The organism is Bradyrhizobium sp. HKCCYLS3013, assembly GCF_051167615.1.
GTDB lineage: Bacteria > Pseudomonadota > Alphaproteobacteria > Rhizobiales > Xanthobacteraceae > Bradyrhizobium.
The window spans coordinates 1-24,629 of record NZ_JBNPTK010000010.1 but is presented as its reverse complement, the minus strand read 5'-3'; the positions used below and the strand labels follow the sequence as shown (position 1 = coordinate 24,629).

General features: G+C 65.9%; 19 protein-coding genes. 14 read left to right on the top strand and 5 right to left on the bottom strand.

Features of this window, described 5'->3' with window-relative positions; genetic code table 11:
• Positions 1–141: 141 nt before the first annotated feature.
• Complete coding sequence (locus ACQR1F_RS18665; protein ID WP_434913612.1) at positions 142–1,734, bottom strand: MBL fold metallo-hydrolase; 1,593 nt, start codon at positions 1,732–1,734, stop codon at positions 142–144.
• Positions 1,735–1,777: 43 nt separating this feature from the next.
• Positions 1,778–3,313: a thymidine phosphorylase family protein gene (locus ACQR1F_RS18660; RefSeq protein ID WP_434887687.1), complete on the bottom strand. Its 1,536-nt coding sequence runs from the start codon at positions 3,311–3,313 to the stop codon at positions 1,778–1,780.
• Positions 3,314–3,703: 390 nt separating this feature from the next.
• Between ACQR1F_RS18660 and ACQR1F_RS18655 the strand changes: the two genes are divergently transcribed.
• Entirely contained in the window at positions 3,704–3,868 is a 165-nt protein-coding gene (locus ACQR1F_RS18655; protein ID WP_315716136.1) for a Flp family type IVb pilin, read from the top strand.
• Between the two features lie 199 nt (positions 3,869–4,067).
• Here ACQR1F_RS18655 and ACQR1F_RS18650 read toward each other — a convergent pair whose 3' ends face one another.
• The 3 genes from ACQR1F_RS18650 to ACQR1F_RS18640 all read right to left on the bottom strand — a co-directional run bounded on the left by ACQR1F_RS18650 (position 4,068) and on the right by ACQR1F_RS18640 (position 8,341).
• Positions 4,068–5,564 carry a porin gene (locus tag ACQR1F_RS18650; protein WP_315804193.1) on the bottom strand — a complete coding sequence of 499 codons (1,497 nt, stop codon included), beginning with the start codon at positions 5,562–5,564 and terminating at the stop codon, positions 4,068–4,070.
• Positions 5,565–5,968: 404 nt separating this feature from the next.
• Complete coding sequence (locus tag ACQR1F_RS18645; RefSeq protein ID WP_315804192.1) at positions 5,969–6,970, bottom strand: LysR family transcriptional regulator; 1,002 nt, start codon at positions 6,968–6,970, stop codon at positions 5,969–5,971.
• 414 nt (positions 6,971–7,384) lie between these two features.
• Positions 7,385–8,341, bottom strand: coding sequence for a Ku protein (locus tag ACQR1F_RS18640; RefSeq protein WP_434913611.1), 957 nt, complete (start codon positions 8,339–8,341; stop codon positions 7,385–7,387).
• A gap of 263 nt (positions 8,342–8,604) precedes the next feature.
• On the opposite strand from ACQR1F_RS18640, the gene ACQR1F_RS18635 reads away from it, so the two are divergent.
• The 13 genes from ACQR1F_RS18635 to ACQR1F_RS18575 all read left to right on the top strand — a co-directional run bounded on the left by ACQR1F_RS18635 (position 8,605) and on the right by ACQR1F_RS18575 (position 24,194).
• Positions 8,605–8,757 (top strand): hypothetical protein, encoded by a 153-nt coding sequence (locus tag ACQR1F_RS18635; protein WP_009027687.1) that lies wholly within the window; start codon positions 8,605–8,607, stop codon positions 8,755–8,757.
• A gap of 272 nt (positions 8,758–9,029) precedes the next feature.
• Entirely contained in the window at positions 9,030–9,704 is a 675-nt protein-coding gene (locus tag ACQR1F_RS18630) for a response regulator transcription factor (protein WP_006614547.1), read from the top strand.
• Between the two features lie 62 nt (positions 9,705–9,766).
• A complete protein-coding gene (locus ACQR1F_RS18625; RefSeq protein WP_434913610.1) occupies positions 9,767–11,143 on the top strand; it encodes an ATP-binding protein in 1,377 nt (458 codons plus the stop codon).
• Between the two features lie 110 nt (positions 11,144–11,253).
• Entirely contained in the window at positions 11,254–12,720 is a 1,467-nt protein-coding gene (locus ACQR1F_RS18620; RefSeq protein WP_315804189.1) for a hypothetical protein, read from the top strand.
• Between the two features lie 106 nt (positions 12,721–12,826).
• Positions 12,827–13,096, top strand: coding sequence for a hypothetical protein (locus tag ACQR1F_RS18615; RefSeq protein WP_315804188.1), 270 nt, complete (start codon positions 12,827–12,829; stop codon positions 13,094–13,096).
• Between the two features lie 138 nt (positions 13,097–13,234).
• A complete protein-coding gene (gene ccmI / locus ACQR1F_RS18610) occupies positions 13,235–14,335 on the top strand; it encodes a c-type cytochrome biogenesis protein CcmI (RefSeq protein WP_434913609.1) in 1,101 nt (366 codons plus the stop codon).
• 31 nt (positions 14,336–14,366) lie between these two features.
• Complete coding sequence (ccmE, locus tag ACQR1F_RS18605; RefSeq protein ID WP_434883514.1) at positions 14,367–14,885, top strand: cytochrome c maturation protein CcmE; 519 nt, start codon at positions 14,367–14,369, stop codon at positions 14,883–14,885.
• Entirely contained in the window at positions 14,882–16,861 is a 1,980-nt protein-coding gene (locus tag ACQR1F_RS18600) for a heme lyase CcmF/NrfE family subunit (RefSeq protein WP_434913608.1), read from the top strand. The genes ccmE and ACQR1F_RS18600 overlap by 4 nt, the downstream gene beginning before the upstream one ends.
• A gap of 5 nt (positions 16,862–16,866) precedes the next feature.
• Positions 16,867–17,355: a cytochrome c-type biogenesis protein gene (locus ACQR1F_RS18595; protein ID WP_434899731.1), complete on the top strand. Its 489-nt coding sequence runs from the start codon at positions 16,867–16,869 to the stop codon at positions 17,353–17,355.
• Positions 17,356–17,644: 289 nt separating this feature from the next.
• Complete coding sequence (locus tag ACQR1F_RS18590) at positions 17,645–18,988, top strand: methyl-accepting chemotaxis protein (RefSeq protein WP_434913607.1); 1,344 nt, start codon at positions 17,645–17,647, stop codon at positions 18,986–18,988.
• Positions 18,989–19,395: 407 nt separating this feature from the next.
• Positions 19,396–21,399, top strand: coding sequence for a methyl-accepting chemotaxis protein (locus ACQR1F_RS18585; protein WP_434913606.1), 2,004 nt, complete (start codon positions 19,396–19,398; stop codon positions 21,397–21,399).
• A 182-nt stretch (positions 21,400–21,581) separates the two neighbouring features.
• Positions 21,582–23,813: an AAA family ATPase gene (locus tag ACQR1F_RS18580; RefSeq protein WP_434913605.1), complete on the top strand. Its 2,232-nt coding sequence runs from the start codon at positions 21,582–21,584 to the stop codon at positions 23,811–23,813.
• A gap of 69 nt (positions 23,814–23,882) precedes the next feature.
• Positions 23,883–24,194, top strand: coding sequence for a hypothetical protein (locus tag ACQR1F_RS18575; RefSeq protein ID WP_434913604.1), 312 nt, complete (start codon positions 23,883–23,885; stop codon positions 24,192–24,194).
• Positions 24,195–24,629: the final 435 nt, after the last annotated feature.

Genomic DNA, 24,629 nt, shown 5'->3' with positions numbered 1-24,629 from the left:
GTTTCAATATGCACAAGCTGCAGGAGCGTCGCCGTCTGCGAGCTTCGCACCGCACCTGATCGTCCTCAGGGTGCGATCAAAGTGTGACCGTTCGACGACGAACATCGCAGGCGCGCAGCCTTCGCGGCGGCGCCGCTCGCATCATTCTTCCAGCGCCCGGCGCAGGCGGCGGATGATGACGCCGCGGGCGCGGTCGTCAGCGGCCTGCTCGATCCGCTCGTGGATGTCGAGCAGCAGGCCCGACATGTCGTTGTGCCAGTCCAGCCGGGTGACCGCCTCCGGCGCCAGCCGTCGCCGGCGTGCGACGTCGAGCGGCGTCGGCACCGCGGTCGTCAGCTCGTAGACGTCGTCGAGCAGGGGGGAGAACACTTTCGCGGTCGGCACGATGCGCTCGGCGACGCGTGCCGCCAGCGCCGTGATCGCGGCCTCCTCGCCATGGGACAGGAAAAGGCCGCGCGCGATCGGACGGCGGGCCGCGATCCAGCGGGCGATCTCGGTGCCGTCGGCGTGGCCGGAATAGTCGTCGATCATGCGGATGCGCGCCGCGACCTTGATCTCCTCGCCCTGGATGCGCACCGCCTTGACGCCGTCCTGCAGGAAACGTCCGAGCGTGCCGTTGGCCTGGTAGCCGACCAGCAGCACGGTGGCGCGGTTGTTCCACAGCCAGCGCTTGAGATGATGGCGGATGCGGCCGGCATCGCACATGCCGCTGGCGGCGATGATGATGTGGAAGCCGGTCAGCTTGGCGATCGCCTTGCTTTCATCGACGGTCTCGGTGAAGCGCAGATGCGACGACGACAGCAGACGGCCGACATCGCTGCCGCCGTCGAGGCTCTCGGTATGCGCGCGGAACACCTCGGTGGCGTGGATCGCAAGCGGCGAATCCAGGAACACCGGTGCGGCCGGAATCTCGCCGCGCTCCATCAGGCCGACCAGATCGACGATCAGCTCCTGCGTCCGTTCGACCGCGAAGGCCGGGATCAATAGCGCGCCCTTGGCTGCTGCCGCGTCGCGCACCTCGCCGGCCAGACGGCCGCGGCGCAGCTCCGGCGTGGTCGGCTCGCGAATGCGGTCGCCATAGGTGGCCTCCGAGATCACGTAGTCGAAACCTTCGGGCGCTTTCGGGTCCGGCTGCAGCAGCTTGGCGTCGGGCCCGACATCGCCGGAGGCGAGCAGCCGCAGCGCCGCGCCGTCGGCTCCTTGTCCTGCGAATTCGATCTCGATCGAGGCCGAGCCCAGCAGATGCCCGGCATTCCAGTAGCGGGCGCGAACGCCCGGCACGATGTCGGTCCAGGTCTCATAGGCGACCGGCTGAAAGTATTGCATCGCCGCGATGGCGTCGGCCTGGGTATAGATCGGGCTGACCTCGCCGCGGCCGCGCGCGATGTTGCGGCGGTTCAGCGCCAGCACCTCCTGCTCCTGGATGTTGCCGGCATCGGGCAGCATCCATGAGCACAGATCGATGGTGCCGCGCGTGGCGAAGATCTTGCCGTCGAAGCCCAGGCGCACGAGCTTCGGCAGCAGGCCGCTATGGTCGATATGCGCATGCGTCAGCAGCACCGCGTCGATGTCGGCGGGACGGAACGGAAAGTCGCCGTAGTTGAGCTCCTTCAGCGTCTTCTGTCCCTGGAACAGGCCGCAATCGATCAGGAACTGGCTCTTGCCGCTCCGCACCAGATAGCAGGACCCGGTCACGGTATGCGCGGCCCCGCAGAAGCGAACGGTCACACTCATGCGGCGGTCTCCCGAGAACTCTGGATCGACGATTGCTGACAGTTCATTGCGAACGACCATTCGCGCCGTCGGCGAAGCCATAGCCGTGGTTGACGGCGGCTGCGGCTGCGGCCAGATCATGCTCCGACGGATCGCAGGTGAACACGCGATAAAGTGGCTCACCCTGGTCGACGCGATCGCCGATCTTCTTGAACAGCATGATCCCGGAGCCCTTGTTCACCGGCGCGCCGGCGGTACGCGCCAGGCGATTGAGCCGCAGGCAATCGATCGCGGAGACGATGCCGTCGTGCTCGGCCTTGACGTCGAAGGCGAGATCGCCGAGCTCGCTGCGGCATTCCGGTGGCCCCTGGGCATCGATGATCTTCAGCATCTGCCTGAGCGCCGCGCCGCTGTCGAGCAGCTCGCGCGCCCTGTTGTAGCCGGCGCCGCCGCGCAGCTTCGGATCATATTCGAGCAGATGCGCGGCGAGCCGCAGCGACTTCTCGCGCAGGTCCGCAGGCGCCGACGGCTCGTTGCCCAGCACCGCCATCACGTCACGCGCCTCCAGCACGGGGCCGATGCCGTTGCCGATCGGCTGGCGGCCGTCGGTCGTGATCACCTCGACCTTGAGCCCGAACCGGTCGCCGACGAATTCGAACAGCTTGCGCAGCCGCATCGCCTCCGCGCCGCTGGTGAGCTTGGCGGTCGGCCCGACCGGCAGGTCGAGCAGCAGATGCGTCGAGCCGGCGGCCAGCTTCTTCGACAGGATCGAGGCGACCATCTGCTCACGGGTGTCGAGGCTGAGCGGGCGCTCGACCGAGATCAGGACGTCGTCGGCCGGCGACAGATTGACGTGGCCGCCCCAGATCATGCAGCCATTGCAGGCCGCAACAATCGACTTCATCTCGTCGGCGCCCACATTCACCCGCGCCAGCACCTCCATCGTATCGGCGGTGCCGGCCGGCGAGGTGATCGCGCGCGACGAGGTTTTTGGAATGGTCAGGCCGTGGGCGGCGACGATCGGCACCACCACCATCGAGGTGCGGTTGCCGGGGATGCCGCCGATGCAGTGCTTGTCGACCACGACCGGCTCGGGCCATTTCAACTGCGTGCCGGCATTGGCCATCGCGCGGGTCAGCGCCAGCAGCTCGCCGGAGCTCATGAAGCTGGCTGAGCCGATCAGGAAGGCGGCGATCTCCATGTCCGAGTAGCGGTAGTGGGCGAGGTCGTCGATCACGGCCGCGATCGCCTGGTCGCTCAGGGTCTCGCCGCGGATCTTGGCGCGCACCGCTTCCAGGCTCTCGGGCGGGGTCGCCGGCGACACCGTCGCCAGCGTGCCGGCGGCTTCCGCGAAGCGCCGCATCGCCGGCTCCGACAGGCCGATCTCGTCGGGGCCGACCAGCGCATCGTCGTCGGTGATCAGGAGGGTCGCCAGCAGCGTCCGCGAGTTGCAGCGCAGCTCGACGCGGCTGAAGCCGCGGAAGACCTCGGGCCGCAACGCCTTCGAGCGTCGGGAGATCACGACCACGTTCTCGCGGCCGGTATCGAGCGCGACGCTGCGGATCTTGAGCTGGGGACGGGCGGAATCTGTTGTGCTCATGGCGGCCAGGATACCCCTTAAGCCCGTCCGCGCCATGGCCGTTGACGCAGATCATGCGGCCGGCGTCTACCCGGGCCGACCGAATTTTTTCTCAATATGTCCGGGCAAGGGCCGAGCTCGGCGATGGCCGGGCCGGCCTGCCGAAGGCGTGGCAAGCAGAAAATAAAGCTCAATCAATCCAGATGTTTGCGGATCAGTCGGCGGCGCGGCTGCGTGCCGGATCAGAGAGCAAGGGCGGGGCCGGGGGCCGGCGCGGCGGGCCCGCCAGGTACCTGATCGGGTTAACTGATTGTTCAAGCGGATGACCGAGGGTTTTCGCTGGGGCGTCCGTCCCGGCCTGCGCGCGCCGTTCCGGCGCGATCCCATGATCGAGCCCGACCGGAGAGGTAGATGCGGCAGTTGATTGCGAGCTTCCTGAAGAATCAGGCTGGCGCGACCTCGATCGAATACGCCATCATTGCCGGTGGATTGAGCATCGTGATCCTGGCGGCCGTGAATGGCCTGGGCTCGGGGCTGAGCAGCAAGTTCACCGCGATCAACACCTCGATCAAGTAGCCGGCCGGTCACGCCGCCGCGCGATCAGGTCAGCGCGGCGATCATCGCCGTCCGACAAGTCACAGGCGTCGTGACCCGCACGACGCCTGCCGCATTTCGCCCCATCCCTCGCGACGCGCCGCTCGTCTCCACGAACGAAGCTTCCGGCGGGGGCATCGCCGGAAGCTCGTCGAGCGGTCAGAGGTTCAACGGCCCAGCTTCAAAAGTTGCGCTGGGCGCGCAGCAGCATGCTCACCGTGTCCTGGTCCTTGAGCTGGTAGGTCGCGGCCGGCTTGGCCGTGCTCGTGACGGCCGGAGCAATGGCCGTGCCCGAGAATTTCTGGTCGAGGTGGCTGTAGGTCACGTCGGCCGAGAAGGTCAGGCCCTTGACCGGCGTCCATCGGGTGATGAGGCCGATCTGACCGAGATTGAAGTCGGGATTGCAGGTCGAGCCCGCCGTGAGCATGCCAGTGGCGGCAATGCCGGCGCAGACGAGAGCCGAGCCCGTCTGACCATACTTCACCTGGGCATAGGCGCCATACAGCGCCGTATTCCAGCGCGGATCCCAATTGTGGGTGAAGGCGCCGCGCATGCCCCAGGTCTGCACGGTCGACAGGCCCGTGCCGGTGCCGAACACCGCGTCGCCGACGCCGGCGAAGCCGATGCTCTGATAGGCGCCGGCCACGCCCGTGCTGCCGTACATCGAATAGGTCGTGTTGGCGAGGCTCTGGAAGTTGTAGCGGCTCGCGCCGTCGGTGTAGACCGCCTGCAGGTTGACGACGTCGCCCGGACCGGTGGGGATGTTCTTGATGGACAGCGCCAGTTGCGCGGCCCAGCCCCATTTGTCGGAGGGGTGACCCGAGGTCTCGGCCGCACCGTAATAGGCGGCATGATTGTCATGCGCGGCGAACGATGCCTGGAAGAGGCCCCAGGCCTGGTCGACGCGAACCATGCCGATGATGTCGGGCGCGACAGTGCCGCCGAAGGCGCTCGAGCCGTAATTGCCACCGAGCACGCCAGCCGCGGTGATGCCGGAGGTGTTCCAGATGTTGGTGGTGAAGAACTGCGTCTGGTCTTCCAGCGAGATCGCGGCGGTGATGCCCTGGCCGAAATCGGCGGTGTAGGTGAACTGGTTGACGCCGTTGTTGGAGCCGCTGCCGCCGACCAGGCCGTCGAAATTGTTGCCGGGATAATTGGTCCAGGGCGCGTCGAAGGTCGACACCGCCTTGCCCATCGTGAAGCCGGCGAACTGGATGAAGGCGTAGTAGACGCCGACGATGCCGCCCGAGATGGCGTCGCCGGTGTAGGACGTCGCGCCGGCGCCGGTGCCGCCGTAGGAGCCCGAGGTCCAGTTCAGCACGGTTTCGAAGTAGGTGCGCACCACGCCATATTCGGTCGCGGTGCGTGTATCGATGTTCAGATCCTGGCGCGAACGGGTCTGATAGCGGTTGCTCAGGCGGTTGTCGGCGCCGGCCTGCCCCGAATAGGCGCCACCATAGTTGCTGTTGGTCCACAGCGCGGTCTCGGCACGCAGATAGCCGCCGAGCTTGATGCAGGTGTCGGTGCCGGGAATGTAGTAGAAGCCCGTGCCGTAGAGCGAGCACACCTTCACATATTCGACGGCCTTGGCCTTCAGCGGAAGGTCCGCGGCCTGAGCCGCAGCGGCGGACAGTATCACTGCTCCCGTTCCGAGAAGCAGGCCCCTCAACGTCTTCATTTCCGTTTCTCCGGTTGACGGCGATGCACACGGCCCCCCGCGTGTCGCCTCTGGCTTCGCCAGATTGCCGCTCTCACACCTCTGATTCCGACGACGGCTCGATCGGCGCGACCGGCGGAATGGTTGAATGAAGTGTGCATGAGCCAATTTCGATTTGATGAATGTGCTCTGCCTTGTTCGAAGCCCACTCGATCGTCGTTAACACGCTGCTCGCACGCACCAGCATCGACGCAGTGACGCCGCGGTTTTGGCCTCGCGGTGTCGATTTGTTAATGGTGATAATCGTGAATAGGCTAGATGGGAATCCCGAACAATCCCGGGCGCTCAGTGCAAACTGCGCACGTCATTGTGCTTCCGCGGCGCCGTCGGCGACGCGCGAAGATTCTCAGGCCACACGTGAGATATCAACGGCGGTTCGGCTCGACGTGCATCGACGCTCGGTGTGACGTCGCTGCTACCAACCCGCGTGCATCGTAATCCGCCGCGCGCGACATTGCGTCCAGCGTGACGCCGCTGCGCCAGCGCTTGACGAAGTCGAGAAAGACCTGCAGCGGCATCGGCGGTTGCCGGCGGCTCGGATGGTACAGGAACAGTCCGGGCGTCGCGTAGCGCCAGCCGGGCAGCAGCCGCATCAGCCGTCCTTCGGCCAGATGCGACTCGATCATCGGCTCGACCAGATAAGCAACGCCGATGCCGTCGAGCGCGGCATTCAGCGCGAGATCGAAGTCGTTGACGATAAGAGAGCCGTCCACGGCAATCTCGGTGCGCTCGCCGCCCTTTTCGAAGATCCAGGGCTGCAGCGTATCGTCGGCAGGGACCCGATGCCGGATGCAGTTATGGGCCTGGAGATCCTCGGGAACGGCCGGCGCGGGATGCGCCGCGAGATAGCCGGGGGCAGCAACCGCAACGAAGCTGCACTCGTCGAACACGCGGATGACCTTCATGTCGCGCTCCACCCGGTGTCCGGATCTGATGCCGGCATCAAAGCGATTGCGCACGATGTCACTGTTGGTGTCGTCGACAGCCAGTTCGATATGGATGTCCGGGTATTCGGCCAGGAACGACCTGATCAGGGGCCCGAGCCCTCTCACGGCGAACACACGCGATACGGTCAGGCGCAGGGTGCCCATCGGCTTGTCGCGGAACGCGTTGATGCTCTCGATGGCCTGGTCGACCCGTTCGAGAATCGGCTGGATCTCCGCCAGCAGGCGCTCGCCGGCCTCGGTGAGGGCCACGCTGCGCGTCGTCCGGTTGAACAGCCTGACGTCCAGCCGCTCCTCGAGGCTCTTGATGGTCTGGCTGATGGTCGGCAAGGAGCAGCCGAGATGAGCGGCCGCCTTGGTGAAGCTCAACGAATCCGCGACGGCTGCGAAAGCGGAGAGCTCGGACAGCTGAACCCGTGCCATCGCTAGGCGTACTGCGCCCGGCGTTGGTCCGCATCGTGCTGAAACATCCACATCCCCTTGATACGCCGCGTCGTGCGGCTGGGACGACTTCGCCAGCGTCGTCCCGACCGATCAGGCACATCGATCTTCCGTCAGGAAGCTGACGCCCGGATCACCATCCCGCGGGGCAGAGCTAGGCGCGACGTGATCATTCCGCAAGCATCCAAGTGATGTCGAAACGATCACGAATCCGCGCCTGATCGCCGGATCACCATCGCCGGATCGACTTACCTGACCAACGCAGATATTTCCTGCGCCAATCGGAATGCGGTGGCGCCACACGCGGTGGCGAACCCGCGGCAACACTCGGAACTCGCGGCCGAGCGATCGTGATGCGCAGGTTCGGCAGGCCGTGCGAAGGTTCGGACGTCGCTCTCAACTCGCCTTGCGCGAGCGTGCGGTGGTCCGCGCTGGCTTGTCCGACTTCTTCGGCTCGTCCTTGGCCTTCTTGCCGCTGATCGGCAGCAGCATCTCGCGCTGGCCTTCGACGCGCTTCTTCGGCTTCTTGGCCTTGGCCTTCGGCGCGGGGGCGGCCGCGGCGGGCGCCTTGTCACCCTCGCCGGCAAGGCTGCGCTTCAGGGCGTCCATCAGGTTGATGACGTTGCCGCTCGACTTCGGCGCGGTCTTGGCGGCGATCGTCACGCCGCTGCGCTTCTTGTTGATGAGCTCGATCAGCGCGGCCTCGTAGTGATCCTCGAAGGTCTCCGGCTGGAAGTCGGCCGATTTCTTCTCGACGATGTGCTTGGCGAGATCCAGCATGTCGCCGGTGATCTTCACATCCTGGATGTCGTCGAAATACTCGTCCTCGCTGCGCACCTCGTAGGGGTAGCGCAGCAGCGTTCCCATCAGGCCCTTGCCGAGCGGCTCCAGCGCGATGATGTGCTCGCGGTTGGTCAGCACGACACGGCCGATCGCGACCTTGTCCATGCTGCGGATGGTCTCGCGAATGACCGCGAAGGCATCATGGCCGACCTTGCCGTCGGGCACGAGGTAATAGGGGCGGATCAGATAGCGGCTGTCGATGTCGGTGCGCGGCACGAACTCGTCGATCTCGATCGTGTGCGTCGATTCCAGCGCGATGTCGTCGAGCTCGTCCTTGGTGACCTCGATGTAGGTGTCGGTGTCGACCTTGTAGCCCTTGACGATGTCGTCGCTGGCGACTTCCTCGCCGGTCTCGGCATCGACCCTGCTGTATTTGATGCGGTGGCCGGTCTTGCGGTTGATCTGGTTGAAGGAGACCTTCTCGGACTCCGACGTCGCCGGATAGAGCGCGACCGGACAGGTCACGAGCGACAGGCGCAGAAAACCCTTCCAATTGGCGCGCGGGGCCATTCCTCAACTCCACTCAACTGCAAACTGACGGGCGTGCTCCCCCGGGACCGGGCTGCTGCGGACGTAGTTGTCGCCAGCTGCCGCGAGGATAACACCGCAGGCCCCGGATTCAACAAGCGTAGCTGCAGATTCTGAGAGCGGCGTTAACTGGTCGCAGCCGTATCCGACCCGGAACATCATCTGGCGGTCGACGTTGCCAACGGGAGCAACTGAGGGAGCGCGATACCGCGCTCGATATCGAACAGCAGCGAGCTGAGGGCGCCATGGCAACAAGACGAGGGTCGCAGATCGTCGAAACTCCAACCGAAGCGCGGCAGGGTGAGCCCGGCCCGTCGGTCCTCGCGATGCTGGCCATCTCCACGGGGCTGGCACTGCTGGTCCTGGGCCTCGTGTGGTTCGTGTTCTTCCACACCTGAGAGGCACATCGCGAGGTCGGCCGGCTGCGTGACGCCGCGGCCGCCGCCCTTCGCCTGGTCACGAAATCCAGCCCGGCCATTCCCATGGCCGGGCTTTTCATCGTGGTGTCCCGGAGCTTATATCCGCCCCAATTCTGTCGGCCGCCTGCCGGCGGTCCCGATCGAGATGACCAAAAAGTAACCTGGTCGCTCGGGTTCCGTTCATGCACGGTTCACGGCCTTCCGGTTCATCTTGAGGGCGGAAATCGTGCAGTTCAGCTTTGGAGGCAAGCGTGCGTCTGCTCGTTGTCGAGGACGATCCGGATCTCAACCGTCAGCTCACCACGGCCCTGAGCGACGCCGGCTACGTCGTGGACCGTGCGTTCGATGGGGAGGAAGGGCACTATCTGGGCGACAGCGAGCCCTATGACGCTGTCGTGCTGGATATCGGCCTGCCCAAGATGGACGGCATCTCGGTGCTGGAGGCGTGGCGGCGCAATGGCCGGGCGATGCCGGTCCTGATTCTCACCGCGCGCGACCGCTGGAGCGACAAGGTCCAGGGCTTCGACGCCGGCGCCGACGACTACGTTGCCAAGCCCTTCCACCTCGAAGAGGTGCTGGCGCGCATCCGCGCGTTGCTGCGCCGCTCGGCCGGCCACGCCCAGAGCGAGCTGACCTGCGGGCCGGTCACCCTGGACACCCGCACCGGCAAGGTCAGCGTGTCGGGCAACCCCGTCAAGATGACCTCACACGAATACCGCCTGCTGTCCTATCTGATGCATCATTCCGGCCGCGTCGTCTCGCGCAGCGAGCTGGTCGAGCATCTCTACGACCAGGACTTCGACCGCGACTCGAACACCATCGAGGTGTTCGTCGGCCGCATCAGGAAGAAGCTCGACTGCGACGTCATCCAGACCGTGCGCGGCCTCGGCTATCTGCTGACCCCGCCGCCGGCCGCAGGCGCCTGATCCGTTTCCGGAGCCAGCCATTCGCGGTGGCCGGGCGCCGGCCGTTTCGCTAGTTTGCGGTCATGCGCCAGAGCTCACTTGCCACCCGGTTGTTCCTGTCCGCGACCGCGTGGCTCGTGGTCATTCTCGCCATCACCGGCATCGTGCTGTCCTCGGTGTATCGCAACGCGACCGAGCGCGCCTTCGATCGCCGGCTCAATCTCTATCTGCGCACCCTGATCGCCGAGGTCGCCACCCCCGACGATCCGCCGGACCGCCAATTCCAGTCATTGGGCGAGCCACTGTTCGAGCTGCCGCTGTCCGGCTGGTACTGGCAGATCACCCGTACCGACGCCGAGAAGCCGGAGGTACGGGCCTCGCGCTCGCTGTGGGACAAGAAGCTGCCCAAGCTGGAGGAGCAGGGGATCGAGCTGACGGCGGCCGGGATCCGGATCGGCTATGTCGAGGGGCCGGAGAACCAGGACCTGCGCATGGTCGAGCGCCCGGTGGATCTCGGCTCCGACGGCAAGTTCCTGGTCAGCGTCGCAGGCGATGCCTCGGAGATCTTCGACGAGACCCGCAGCTTCGACTACTACCTCGGCGGCACCTTCACCGCGCTCGGGATCGTGCTGCTGCTCACGACCATTTTCCAGGTCCGCTATGGCCTCGCGCCGCTGAAACGCATCTCCGAATCGATCGCCGACATCCGGTCCGGGCGCGCCGAGCGGCTGGAAGGGGAGTTCCCGGTGGAGATCGCGCCGCTGGCCCGCGAGACCAATGCCCTGATCGATGCCAATCGCGAGATCGTCGAGCGGGCGCGCACGCATGTCGGCAATCTCGCCCATGCCATCAAGACGCCGCTCTCGGTCATCGTGAATGAAGCGGCGACCCATGCGGCGGACCCGTTCGCCGCCAAGGTGATGGAGCAGGCGGACGTCATGCGCGACCAGGTCGCCCACCACCTCGAGCGGGCGCGGATCGCCGCGCGCGTCACCATCGTGTCCACCGTGACCGAGGTGGCGCCGGCCATCGAGGCGCTGCGCCGCACCATGGAAAAGATCTACCGCGACCGCGGCATCGTGGTCGCGGCGACCGCCGATCCCGCGGCGAGGTTTCGTGGCGAGCGCCAGGATCTGGAGGAGATGGTCGGCAATCTGGTCGACAATGCCTGCAAATGGGCGACGTCGCGGGTCTCGGTCGAGCTCACCGTGGAGCGGCCGGCCCAGTCCGGGGCCTCGCCGATGCTGCGGATCGTGGTCGATGACGATGGCCGTGGCCTCTCGGCCGCCGAGCGTGCCCAGGTGCTGCGGCGCGGCCAGCGGCTGGACGAATCCAAGCCGGGGTCGGGGCTCGGGCTGTCGATCGTCACCGATCTGGCCGCGCTCTATGGCGGCCGATTGACCCTGGGCGATGCCCCGACCGGGGGCCTGCGGGCGGAGCTGAGATTGCCCGGCGTTTGACGGGGCGGCGAATTTCGCCATCCTAAAGGTGTTCTTAATACCGCGGACCGTATGGTCCGGGCAGGGGTGCGCGATGTGCGCTCTCGCCGTGGAAATTTGCACGCCGGCGCATGGGTCAGACAGCTCACGAGCGGTTAAGGGAATATCTCGGGCAGCTGCCGCCGAACGCGCAGTCGCTCCTGATGCGCGAATTCGAGCGCGCCATCGAGCGTGGCCAGGACGTCGCCGTGGCGACCCTGGTGCTCGAGCAGTTGCGCAAGGTGGTGCGGCCCGTCGCGCCGCCGGCTCCCGCTCCAACATTGGATCCCGTGCGTCCCCAACCCGCCATCGAGGTCGCTCGTCCGCCGGCCCGCGAGGAGCGCCGCCAGAGTGGCGATGGCCCGCGTCGGCTGTTCCGGCCGCTCGACCCGTTCCTCACCGATTCCACTGGTCCTCTCCGTCCCGGCCAGATCCGCCGTGCCTCGCTGTTGCCGGTCTGGCAGTGGCTCGGCCGCGAAGGCGCGCCGGAGCGCTACGCCGAATTCGAGGCCGCGATGTCGGTCGCCGGCGACAGTTCGCGCGAGGTCGAGATGGCCGCACGCAAGCTGCAGCGCGCCGCCGCCGAGGCGCTGATGAACCTCGTCGGCCCCAACGCGACCGGCGACCGCCAGCGCGCGCTCGCCCGCATCGGCGCACCCAGCGTGATCGAGGATCTGCTGCCGATCGGGCTGGTGCTGCAGAATCGCGAGGCGCTCGACGGCCTCAACGGCCGGCTGCCCGGCATCATCCGCGTGCTCGGCGATTCGCAGATTGCCTCCGTCACCGAAGCCATCAACGTGCCGTCACTGCAGACGCCCTCGATGCTGCCGTTCGCACTGTCGCTGGTGATGCAGCGGCTCGCCGCGCCCTGGCAGATCATCCGGCTCGCCACCAAGATCGCGGCATCGGACGATGAGATCCGCGTGGCGGCGACCCCGTTCGGCGTCGCCGTCACCATCGCGCTCAACGATCTCGCCGGCCTCGCCTCGGTGCTGCGCGCCGACATCCGGCGCGGTCATTTCTCCAATCTCGGCGATACGCTGAAGACGCTGCATGACGGCGTTCGCGGCCTGCGCACCGAGCTCGACCTGCGCTCGGAATCGAACTGGGGCAAGCAGCTCACCGCGATCCGCGCCGACATCTCCAATGCCCTGCAATCGGAGATCGACAGCGTGCCGGGCCGCGTCCGCCGCATCCTGCGCCAGCGCGCCGACAAGGACATTCCGGCCGGCGCCGGCGTCGACGGCGGCGAGGTCGAGGAGGTGGCGGCGCTGATCGAGTTCGTCGCGGTCTGCCGCAACTATGCCAGCGAGCTCGCGATCAACGAGGTGACGCTGCGGACCTATTCCGATCTGCAGCAATATGTCGAGAAGGCCACCGAAGCGTTGGTGCAGTCGCTGCGCTCGGGCGACGCGCGGGCGCGCGCCTATCGGCAGTCGCAGGTGTCGGCGGCGATCCGCTTCTGTCACGTCCTGTTCGGCAACGACTACGCCCAATTGATGAGCAGGGCGGCCGAGAACGCGATGAACGGCGAGCGAAAATCCTCGCGCGCCGGTTGAGATTTTCTGCTAGTCTGTCCACGTTTTGATTTTTGCAATTTCAGGTTGACCCCGCCCCGGGGCCACGCATAGGTTCCCGCAGGTTCCATCCGTTTTCATCAAGACCATGATTTCCGTCATCAACTTCGTCGAGGTCGAGAACCGCGTCGTGCGCGCGACCTATCGCAACCTCATGATCAAGGCCAAGGTCGTGCTCGTCGACAAGACGAGCGGGGCGCCACTCCCCGATCCCGTCACCACCATCGCCTCTCCGGTCCCGGTCGGGTCGCTGCGGATCAGGCTCACCGACCATGTCCGGCCGGGGACCTATTTCCTGGTGGCCCTGAACGGGCACGGCAGCTATCTCGCCAAGAGCGCCGAGTTCGAGGTCCCCTAATTACGTAATTGTCCTGAGTTTTTCGGCTCGGACGGCTGGGCTACCACGGCGGCAAATGTGAATTGCCGCCGGGAACGGTGCTGGTTAAAAGCGGCGCGAGGCGCGCCTGCCGGTAGGCGCTGACTGGAACCCTGTCCGATGACTCTCTGGTTCGTGTTCGCCGTGATGACGGCCGCGGCGATCTTCGCCGTCCTGCTGCCGCTCGGGCTGGGCGCGCGGGCCGCGTCGGACGGGCGCGAGGTCGCCGTCTACAAGGACCAGCTGGCGGAGATCGAGCGCGACGTCGAGACCGGGCTGATCGGCAAGGTCGAGGCGGAAGCCGCGCGGGTCGAGATCAGCCGCCGCCTGCTGGCCGCCGCGGACCAGGAGGGCGAGGCCGCGGGGAAGCCGAGCCTCGGCCTGCGCCGCGCGTCGGCGGTGCTGGCGCTGATCGGCGTGCCGATCGTGGCGCTCGCGGTCTACCTCCCGCTCGGCTCGCCGCAACTGCCGGATTTCCCGCTCACCGCCCGCGCGGCGCCCAACGGGACGCAGCCGCTGGAAACGCTGGTGGCGCAGGTCGAGCAGCACCTGCAGAAGAACCCGACCGACGGCCGCGGCTGGACCGTGCTCGCCCCGGTGCTGGCGCGGCTCGGCCGCACCGATGACGCGATTCGGGCCTATCGCAACATGATCACCTATGCCGGCGACGGTGCGGCCAAGCGCGCCGATCTCGGCGAGATGATCACCGCGGCCGCCGGCGGCGTCGTCACCGCCGAGGCCAAGGCGGAGTTCGAGCGCGCCCATGCGCTCGAGGCCGACGAGCCGAAGTCGAACTACTATCTCGGCCTCTCTGCCGAGCAGGACGGCCGCAAGGACGAGGCGAGCGCGATCTGGCGGGCGATGCTGGGCAAGGCGCCCGCGGATGCGCCATGGCGGCCGCTGGTGACGGCGGCGCTGGCCCGCGTCGGCGGCGGCGAGGTGCCGGCGCTGCCGAGCGAGACGATCGCCGCGGCCAAGGACATGAGCGCAGGCGATCGCGAGACGATGATCCGCGGCATGGTCGACCGGCTGGCGGCGCGGCTGAAGCAGAATGGCGACGACGTCGAGGGCTGGCTGCGCCTGGTGCGCGCCTATGTCGTGATGGGCGATCTCGACAAGGCCAAGGGGGCGCTGTCGGAGGCGCGGCAGGCGGTGTCCGGCGATGCCGAGCGGTTGCGGCAGCTCAACGAGGGTGTGAAGACTTTCGGCTTGGATGGATGAGCGGCGCTTCCGCCGCCAACGGGATCAAGGGATGACACGCAAGCAGAGGCGTTTGACGATCATCGGCGGGGCGCTGTTCGTGCTCGCGGTCGCGGCCGGGCTGGTGCTGAATGCGCTGCGCGACTCCATCGTGTTCTTCTCGACACCGACCATGGTGGCGGAAAAGCATATCGGCCCGGGCAAGCGCTTCCGGCTCGGCGGCCTGGTGCAGCCGGGCTCGCTGAAGAAGGGCGACGATCTCGCCGTGACGTTCGAAGTGGCCGATGGCGGCGCCAAGCTGCCGGTCGCCTACAAGGGCATTCTGCCGGATCTGTTCCGCGAAGGGCAGGGCGTCGTCGCCGAGGGCGCGCTCGATGCCGCCGGAGTGTTCAAGGCCGACACCGTGCTCGCCAAGCATGACGAGACCTACATGCCGAAGGAAGTCGCCGATGCCCTGAAGAAGCAGGGCCATTGGAAGGACGATTACGGCAAGCCGAAAGCCGGCGCCAAACCGGGCCCGGTGTCGATGCGCGAAGGCGCCGAGAAGACGGCTGCAGGAGCGACGCAGTGATTGCAGAGAGCGGACATTACGCCCTGGTGCTGGCGCTCGCGCTGGCGCTGATCCAGTCCACCGTGCCGATGCTCGGCGCGCATCAACGTGACATCGCCCTGATGAATGTCGGCCGCTCGGCCGCGCTGGCGCAATTGCTGTTCGCCGGTCTCTCCTTCATCGCGCTGGTCACCCTGCACGTGACCTCGGATTTCTCCGTCGCCAACGTGTTCGAGAACTCGCACTCGATGAAGCCGCTGCTCTACAAGATCACCGGCGTCTGGGGCAACCACGAAGGCTCGATGCTCTTGTGGGTGTCGATCCTGGCCCTGTTCGGCGCCATGGTCGCGATGTTCGGCAACAACCTGCCGCTGTCCTTGCGCGCCCGCGTGCTCGCGGTGCAGGCCTGGGTGGCGACCGCGTTCTATCTGTTCATCCTGACCACATCGAATCCGTTCGCCCGCCTCGCCAACCCGCCGATCGAGGGCCGCGACCTCAATCCCGTCTTGCAGGACATCGGCCTCGCGGTGCATCCGCCGATGCTCTATCTCGGCTATGTCGGCTTCTCGATCTCGTTCTCGTTCGCGATCGCGGCCCTGCTCGAAGGCCGCATCGATGCCGCCTGGGCGCGCTGGGTGCGGCCGTGGACGCTGATGGCCTGGATCTTCCTGACGCTCGGCATCGCCATGGGCTCGTACTGGGCCTATTACGAGCTCGGCTGGGGCGGCTGGTGGTTCTGGGACCCGGTCGAGAACGCCTCGCTGATGCCCTGGCTCGCCGGCACCGCGCTGCTGCACTCCGCCGTCGTCATGGAGAAGCGCAACGCGCTCAAGGTCTGGACCATCCTGCTGTCGATCCTGACCTTCTCGCTGTCGCTGCTCGGCACCTTCCTGGTCCGCTCCGGCGTCATCACCTCGGTCCATGCCTTCGCCAGCGATCCGACCCGCGGCGTGTTCATCCTCGGCATCCTCGTGCTGTTCATCGGCGGCAGCCTCACGCTGTTCGCCGGCCGCGCCACCGCGCTAAAGCAGGGCGGCCTGTTCGCGCCGATCTCGCGCGAGGGCGCGCTGGTCTTGAACAACCTGCTGCTCACCGTGTCCTGCGCCACCGTGCTGTTCGGCACGCTGTACCCGGTGATCATGGAGGCACTCGACTTCAAGCTCTCGGTCGGCGCGCCGTTCTACAACATCACCTTCGGCCCCTTGTTCGCGCTGCTCTTGCTGATGGTGCCGTTCGGCCCGATGCTGGCGTGGAAGCGCGGCGACCTCGTCGCGGCGACGCAGCGGCTGCTCGCGGCCGGCGTCACGGCGCTGGTGGCGATCGCGATCGTCTGGGCCTGGGCGCGCGGCGGCAGCGCGCTGGCGCCGCTCGGCATCGGCCTCGGCGTGTTCGTCATCACCGGCTCGGTCGTCGATCTGGTCGAGCGCAGCGGCGTGGCCCGCGTGCCGTTCAAGACCGCGCTGCACCGGACCCGCGGCCTGCCGCGCTCGGTGTGGGGCACGGCGTTCGCGCATGCCGGCCTCGGCGTGGCCCTGCTCGGCATCGTCTGCGAGACCACCTGGAACAGCGAGCTGATCTCGACCTTGCGTCCGGGCGACGTCCGCAATCTCGCCGGCTACCAGATCAAGTTCGACGGCATGACCCAGCGCCAGGGCCCGAACTTCAGCGAGGTCGTCAGCACCTTCGTCATCAGCCAGGACGGCCGGCAGCTCGCGGTGATGACGCCGAGCAAGCGCAGCTTCGCCACCCGCGGCATGTCGACGACGGAAGCCGCGCTGATGACCCGCGGCGTCAGCCAGCTCTACGTCTCGCTCGGCGATGCCACCGCCGACGGCGGGCTGGCCGTGCGCATCTATCACAAGCCGCTGGTGCTCTTGATCTGGTTCGGTCCGGTGCTGATGGCGTTCGGCGGCCTGCTGTCGCTGTCCGACCGGCGCCTGCGCGTCGGCGCGCCGCGGCCGGCGCGTGCGGCGCGCGCGCTGCAGCCGGCGGAGTAGGGCGGATGCGACGCAGTCTCAGCCTCCTCGCGCTCGCGCTGCTGCTGTTGAGCTCGCCGGTGGCGCATGCGGTGCAGCCCGACGAGGTCATGGCCGACACCGCCAAGGAGCAGCGCGCCCGCGCGCTGTCGCGCGAGCTGCGCTGCATGGTCTGCCAGAACCAGTCGATCGACGATTCCGACGCGCCGCTGGCGCGCGATCTGCGCCTCTTGGTGCGCGAGCGGCTCGCGGCCGGTGACAGTGACAATCAGGTGCTGGATTTCCTGGTCGCGCGCTACGGCCAGTTCGTGCTGCTGAAGCCGCGCTTCGAGCGCCAGACTTTGCTGCTGTGGCTGCTGCCGCCGGTGCTGCTGCTCGGCGGCGGCCTGGCGCTGTGGTGGCAGGTGCGCCGCCGCGGCCAGCGCGGCGCGGAGGCCACGCCCAAGCTGACGGCCGAGGAGGAGGCGCGCCTCGCCGCGCTGATGGCCGCCGAGCAGCAGCCGCCGGCGACGTGATGATCCGCTAACGCCACGATCCCCTGCCAGTTAGTTACCCCGTCATGCCCGGGCTTGACCCGGGGCCGGGTCAAGCCCGGCCATGACGACGGAGAGAGGCGGGCTGAAAGCGCGTGGTGCGAAGGCCGGCTGTCGCGAGTAAGAAGCGAGCGCAGCAAATGGGAACGCGCCGTGGATCCGCAAAACCCCGTGCTTTCCCGTGCTCCGCGCCTACCCGCGCTTTCATCTTATTTTACCTTTGTCTGGAAGTGTGCGTTGACATTCCATGTGACGCGTCCGGGCAAGGCCAATGTTCTCCAGCAGCAATCTGACGATCCGCTTCCTCGTGGGAGGCGTCGTCGCCTCTCTCCTCATGCTCCTGGCGATCGGCGGCGGCACCGGCTTCATCGCGGTGCTCTATCTCAACAACCAGATCACCAGCCTGTCGTCGGACTTCGCCAATCTCAGCGGTCCGGCCCGTGATCATGCGATGCTGATCTATCAGCAGGCGCAGTCGGCGTTCTCCTACTTCCTGATGGCCTGCGCGGCCATCGCGGTGTTCGCCAGCGCCGTCTGCCTGATGACCTATGCCGCCGTGCAGAACGGCATCCTGCGCCCGCTCGCCGCGATGGTCTCGGCCATGCGCGACGTCGCCGGCCAGAAATACGACACGCCGATTCCCGGCCTCGGCCTCGGCAACGAGATCGGCCAGCTCGCCGGCGCGCTCGAGGTGTTCAAGACCAACGGCATCGAGCGCCAGCGCCTCACCGCGCGCGAGCTGCAGGAGGCGCAGCGCCAGGGCGAGCGCTCGCGCTTTCTCGACGGCCGCATCCACTCCTTCAACGACCTCGTCGCCAGCGTCGTCGGCAGCGTGGCGTCGTCGGCCATCCGGCTGAAGAGCAATGCCGAGACCCTGTCGCGCGCCGCCAACGACACCTCGGCCAAGGCCAATGCGGTCGAGGCCGCCGCCAACCACGCCAATCGCAGCGTCCAGACCGTGGCCGGCTCGACCGAGGAGATGACGAGCTCGATCGGCACCATCAGCCGCCGCGTCTCCGACGCCACCCAGCGCGCCGAGGGCGCGGCCTCGCAGGCCGAGAAGAGCAAGAACACCATCCACGCGCTGTCGGACGCCGCCGAGAAGATCGGCGCCGTGGTGCAGCTCGTGCAGGCGATCGCCTCGCAGACCAACCTGCTGGCGCTCAACGCCACCATCGAGGCCGCCCGCGCCGGCGAGGCCGGCCGGGGCTTCTCGGTCGTGGCGTCGGAGGTGAAGAACCTCGCCAACCAGACCAGCAAGGCGACCGACGAGATCTCCGCCCACGTCGCCAGCATCCAGGGCATCACCGCCGAGACCCGCGGCGCCATCGACGGCATCTCGACCACATTGAGCGAGATCAGCGCCATCATGTCCGGCATCGAGGTCGACACCTCGCAGCAGCGCACCGCCACCCAGGACATCTCCAGGAGCGTCCAGGAGGCCGCCCGCGGCACCCTCGACGTCTCCAACCACATCGCCCAGATCAGCTCCACCTCGGCCGAAACCGGCCGCCTCGCCTCGGAGGCCCGCGACGCCGCCGGCGACCTGTCGCAGCAGGCCGAGACGCTGAAGCGCGAGGTCGATGCGTTCATCATCAGCGTGAAGGCGAGCTGAGGGCAGGCGCACCGCCGGGGGCGCCAGTTGTATTTCTCCGCTGTCATGGCGTGCGTTGTGAGCCCACCTCTCTCCTGTCATGGCCGGGCTTGACCCGGCCATCCACGCCGGTCCGTCTGCGCAAGGGATGGATGCGCGGGTCAAGCCCGCGCATGACGACCGGGTGAGTTGAGCGCACCTGCGTCCGCCGCGAGCTGAGGGCACCGGACGGCACGCATCCGGACTGCGTAGCTCGGCGACAAACGATGCCCCGTCCCCGCGGCTCCGTCTAACCCGCTACTAGTAAATACCGCCCATCGTGCATACAGCACAGCTGTGAGTCGCCAGCCAGGCGGCCGCTGCTGCGGGGCAGGCGCGTGGCGACGTCGGTTCGCCCGCCTGCCGCTCTTGGGGGAGCGGACGAGGACATGATGAGCTTGAAGATCAGGGGGCGTCTCTACGCCGGCTTTGCGGCGCTCATCGTCGCCGGTGCCGTGATGGCCGCTGTGGCGGTGTGGAATCTGTGGGCGGTGCGCGACCAGGTCGCGAGCATGTCGGCGCTGTCGGACGCGACCGCGCGCATCCTGCAGATATCCAACCATTTGCAGGCGATCCAGCGCGCCAATTTGCGCTACATCCACGACGCCAACGAGCCGGCGCTCAAGGAGGCGGCCGAGCGCGAGGCGGCGGCGACGGCGCTGCTGCAGGCGGCCACCGCCGGTCCGCTATCCGCCGAGCGGCTCAAGCTCTATGGCGATCTCACCAGCGAGATCGCGCAGATGAAGACCCAGCGCGATGCCCTGAGCGACGCCGTCAAGCAGGTGAAGTCCGGCCGCGCCGCGCTGCTGCCGGGCGGCGAGGACCTTGCCGCCAAGGCCGCCAAGCTGTCGATCGCCGCGCGCATCAGCAAGGAGCCGGAGGTGATGACCGCGGTCGCCGACATCGACGCCCGGCTGCAGCTCGTCCGCATCGCCACCTGGCGCTTCCTGGCGCTGCGCGACACCAAGTCGGCGTCGGCCTTCCGCGCCGGCGTCGACAATGTCGAGCAGCGGCTCGCCACCTTGGAGGGCGCGTCGCCGCCGGCGGGCGTGCTGGCCGCGATCGCGCCGGTGAAGGCCTCGCTGGCGCTCAACAAGACCGCGTTCGAGGCCACCGCCGCCGCGGCGCTGAAGTCCGAGGACATCTACGCCAATGCGATCGAGCCGCTGATCGCCAAAAGCATCGACACGCTCAAGGCCGCCGAAACAGGCGTGAATGCCGATTATCACGCCTCGCGCACATCGGCCGAGGGCGCCATCGCCAGCACGATCTCGCTGCAGATGCTGGTCGGCGCCGCCGCCATCCTGTTCGGCTGCCTCGTCGCGTTCCTGATCGCGCGCAGCATCACAGGCCCGCTGGCGTCGATGACGCGGGCGATGGGCCGGCTCGCGAGCGGCGACGTCGCCGTCGAGATCCCCGGCCGCGGCGCCCGCGACGAGATCGGCGCCATGGCGACGGCGATCCAGGTGTTCAAGGACAACATGGCCGAGACCGAGCGGCTGCGCGCCGAGCACGCGGACGCCGAAGCGCGGCAGGAGCAGCAGCGCCGGGACGACATGGCGAAGCTCGCCCGCCAGTTCGAGCAGGCGGTCGGCGAGATCGTCGATGCGGTGTCGCATGCCTCGAGCGAGCTCGAAGCCTCCGCCGGGACGCTGACCAGCACCGCCGCGCGCGGCCAGGACCTGTCGGCGGACGTCGCCGCCGCCTCGCAGGAGGCCTCGTCCAACGTGCAGACGGTGGCCTCCGCCGCCGAGGAGCTGTCGTCCTCGGTCAGCGAGATCTCCCGCCAGGTGCAGGAATCTGCGCGCATCGCCAGCGAAGCCGTGGCGCAGGCCAACCGCACCAATGAGCGCGTCGGCACCCTGTCGAAGGCCGCCACCCGCATCGGCGACGTGCTCGAGCTGATCTCGAGCATCGCCGGCCAGACCAACCTCTTGGCGCTCAACGCCACCATCGAGGCGGCGCGCGCGGGCGAGGCCGGCCGCGGCTTCGCCGTGGTCGCCGCCGAGGTCAAGGCGCTGGCCGAGCAGACCGCGAAGGCCACCGGCGAGATCGCCCAGCAGGTCTCCGGCATCCAGGCCGCCACCGAGGAGTCGGTCGGCTCCATCAAGGAGATCGGCAGCACCATCGGCCGCCTGTCCGAAATCTCCGCCGCCGTCTCCGCCGCCGTGGAAGAGCAGGGCGCCGCGACGCAAGAGATCTCCCGCAACGTCCAGCACGCCGCCAACGGCACCCAGCGCGTCTCGCGGAATATCGACGACGTACAGCGGGGGGCATCGGAGACGGGCTCGGCGTCGTCGCAGGTGCTGGCGGCGGCAAGGTCGCTGTCGGCGGAGAGCGGACGGCTGAAGCGCGAGGTGAGCCGGTTCCTGGGGTCGCTGCGGGCGGCGTGATGGAGCGGAGGCTGCGTCTCGCAGCCAAATCAACGTCCGAATGACATTGGTTATTTGAGCAGCTTCGCCGGCAGGGATTTTATTCGAAGCACCGTGGCACGCGCCATCTCGCCACTGGCGCGTCGGCCAGCGGGTCGGCGCTTGGTACTGGGGAATCGATCGAGCGCGTGGGCGGAGGTGTCATGAGGTTCAGACAGTCGATCCGTCTGGGAATGCCCCCATCTGGTTACGTCCGAAACTCCGTCAAGTTGTGGATCCTCAACGTTAATCGCATTGCGTTTGCCGTCTTTTCGCGACAATCTGACGAGGCGCTGGGGGGCATAATGCGGCTGCTTAGGTTTCAAGTGACGAATTTTCGGTCCGTGGTTGACAGCGGCTGGATCGACGCTGAGCGGGTTACAGCGCTTATTGGTGTTAATGAATCGGGCAAGACCAATCTGTTACTCCCCCTTTGGAAGTTGAACCCGGCACATGAAGGCGAGATTAGACCCACCTCGGATTATCCAAAAGGCAATTACGCCGCGGTGCGCGCCGCTCCCGGTTCATTTCCGTTCATACGTGCCGAGTTTGTGCCGACTGATGCAGTCAAAACGAAGCTCGCCGAGCTTGCTGGACTCGACGAGAGATCGCTTGATATTATTTGCGTGCAGCGGTTCTTCGATGGGCGGTACGCAGTCACATTTCCGAACTTCAAGAAAGTCGATGCGCTTACCAGCGCGGACTTGATCGCGATCCTTACGGCTGCTGAGACTGAAATCAGCGCGATGAATCAACTCAGCAAAGAAGGGAGTTTGAAGGCCGACATACAAAGTGCCTTGGCATCTGCCAAACAGAGCGACGGACCAGTCTCGGCTTATGACGCCAAAGCGCTAGATGATGTTATTGAGCCGTTCGCCGCTCTGCTGCCTGAAGCACCAGCAGCGACAAGCTCGATCGTACCGCGCTTGAATTTGCTAATTCAAGACCTCCAAGCTGCCAAGCTGAAGTTGGAAGCTCCCGCGCCGAACGAAATTGATGAAGTGGCGAAGTTCGTCGTAGGAAGCCTCCCGCGATTTGTGTATTACTCAAACTACGGTAATCTCGATTCCGAAATCTACTTGCCGCATGTCGTCCAGAATCTGGCGCGCGAAGACCTTGGCGCTAAGGAAGCCGCAAAAGCCAGAACGCTCCGGGTCCTATTCCGATTTGTCAGACTAAAGCCCAAGGAAATTCTGCAGCTTGGGCGCGACTTCAAAGATCCCAATAGGCAGCCGAATGACGAAGAAATCGCTGAGATCGCAACCAAAAAACGTGAACGCACGATTTTATTGAACTCAGCCGGAACTGACTTAACCAAAAAGTTCCGTGAGTGGTGGAAGCAAGGCGATTATACGTTCGAATTTCAAGCCGACGGAGACCATTTTCGGATTTGGGTCAGCGATGCAAGGCGACCAGAAAAGATAGAACTTGAAGATCGCAGCAGTGGGCTGCAATGGTTCTTGAGCTTCTATCTTATTTTCTTGGTCGAGAGCAGTGGTGTGCATGCCGATGCGATTCTGCTATTAGACGAGCCGGGGCTTTCCCTCCATCCGCTGGCCCAACGCGATTTGTCGGCGTTTTTCGAAAACCTCTCTTCGACCAATCAGATTATCTATACAACCCATTCGCCCTTTCTTGTCGATGCAGACATGCTCGACCGTGTGCGGAAGGTCTTTGTTTCGGAGGATGGCTCAACCAAATCCTCGCCAGACTTGCGACAGGGTAACGATGATCCGCGACGAGCTGGAGCGACATATGCGATTTACTCCGCGCTCAATATGAGTCTTGCCGAGAGCATCCTATATGGTTGCCACCCGGTGATCGTGGAGGGTCCATCGGACCAGCATTATCTGGCTCTGATCAAAACAGTTTTGATTGCCAACAAGAAGATAAATCCGAAGCGAGAGATGGTTTTTCCGCCCTCTCATGGCGCTAACAACGCCAAGGTAATCGCGAGTATCCTTGGCGGAAAAGATGAGGTTTTGCCAAACGTGCTCCTCGACGGGGATGACGCCGGAAAGAAGATGGCGCGCGACCTGCAGAATGGCTTGTACCAAGGTGCAAAGGGTAAAGTAAAAACTACGGACAAGTACGTTGGCTTTGCCGATTCCGAGATTGAAGACCTCTTCCCGCAAATCTTCCTTGTTGCAGCCGTTGACCGTTGGGGAAGAAAGGCAGACGTGCCATTTGCTGACGTTGTGAAATCCGGGCAGCCCATCGTTCCGCAAATCGAGGTGTGGGCGAGGTCGCAAGGCGTGTCACTTGATGATGGATGGAAAGTGGACGTGGCGCGCGAAGCTAAAAGGCGAGCATTGGAGGCGGCGAAACCTCTTTTCGACAACCATACTTTGGACAATTGGGCAAAGCTTTTTGACGACTTGCTGAGCGAGGGCTGACAGATTTCAGCGCTCGCGCCTTTGCGTTCGCCCGACTCATTGCGCACCTGAGAGCTAGGATTTAGTCAAATGGCTGGATCGAAAGAGCAGCGAAAGAAATATCTGGCCCATCGCGCGGAGATGCTGGCGGCGATGGTAGTTAAACGCGGGTCGCTCAATAAGAAAAAGAACCGGAAGCCCGCCGGTCACGCGAAACATCCCGAGGCCGATCCCGATTTGGTCGATGATTGGGACGACGTCGTCGATACCACGCGACCGGCTACCGAAGCCGAGGCTCAGACCGTGAAGAAGATCAACAGGGGCTGGGTCTCAAATGACTGGGGCCGACTTCGGGGTCGATCCGCGTCAGGTGGCCTGCCATCGCTCGGCAGACGTCGATAACCCAATTATTTGTGCAGCGCCTTCACTCCGCGTCGACTTTTCGCGTCTCAACTCTAGCGCCAATAGCCCGTCGTCCAAATCAGCCGCCTTCCGAAAACTCGTCAAGTAATTCCGAAAAACATAAATCGTTTGCCTCCTACCCCAAATCACCCTTATCCTCCGCGCCGTTCCGTTCCACCGAGGGGGCGTATCGCGATCGTCACGGACGTCGGGATGGAATGCGATGGATGCGGGCTGCCGCAGCGGGGTTTTGGCCTCGCCGACGAACGGCGGACTGCGGACAGGAAAGCGTGTCGTCCTGGCCTCCCGGTGCCGAGGCCAAGCCGGTGGTGATGATCCGCCGGCGACGGGGTCAATGAGCCGGTCCCCGGGGAGCAACTGTCTTTTTTGTAGACCGGTGATCGGCCGGCCTCAAGGCTGGCGCGAAGGCGCGCC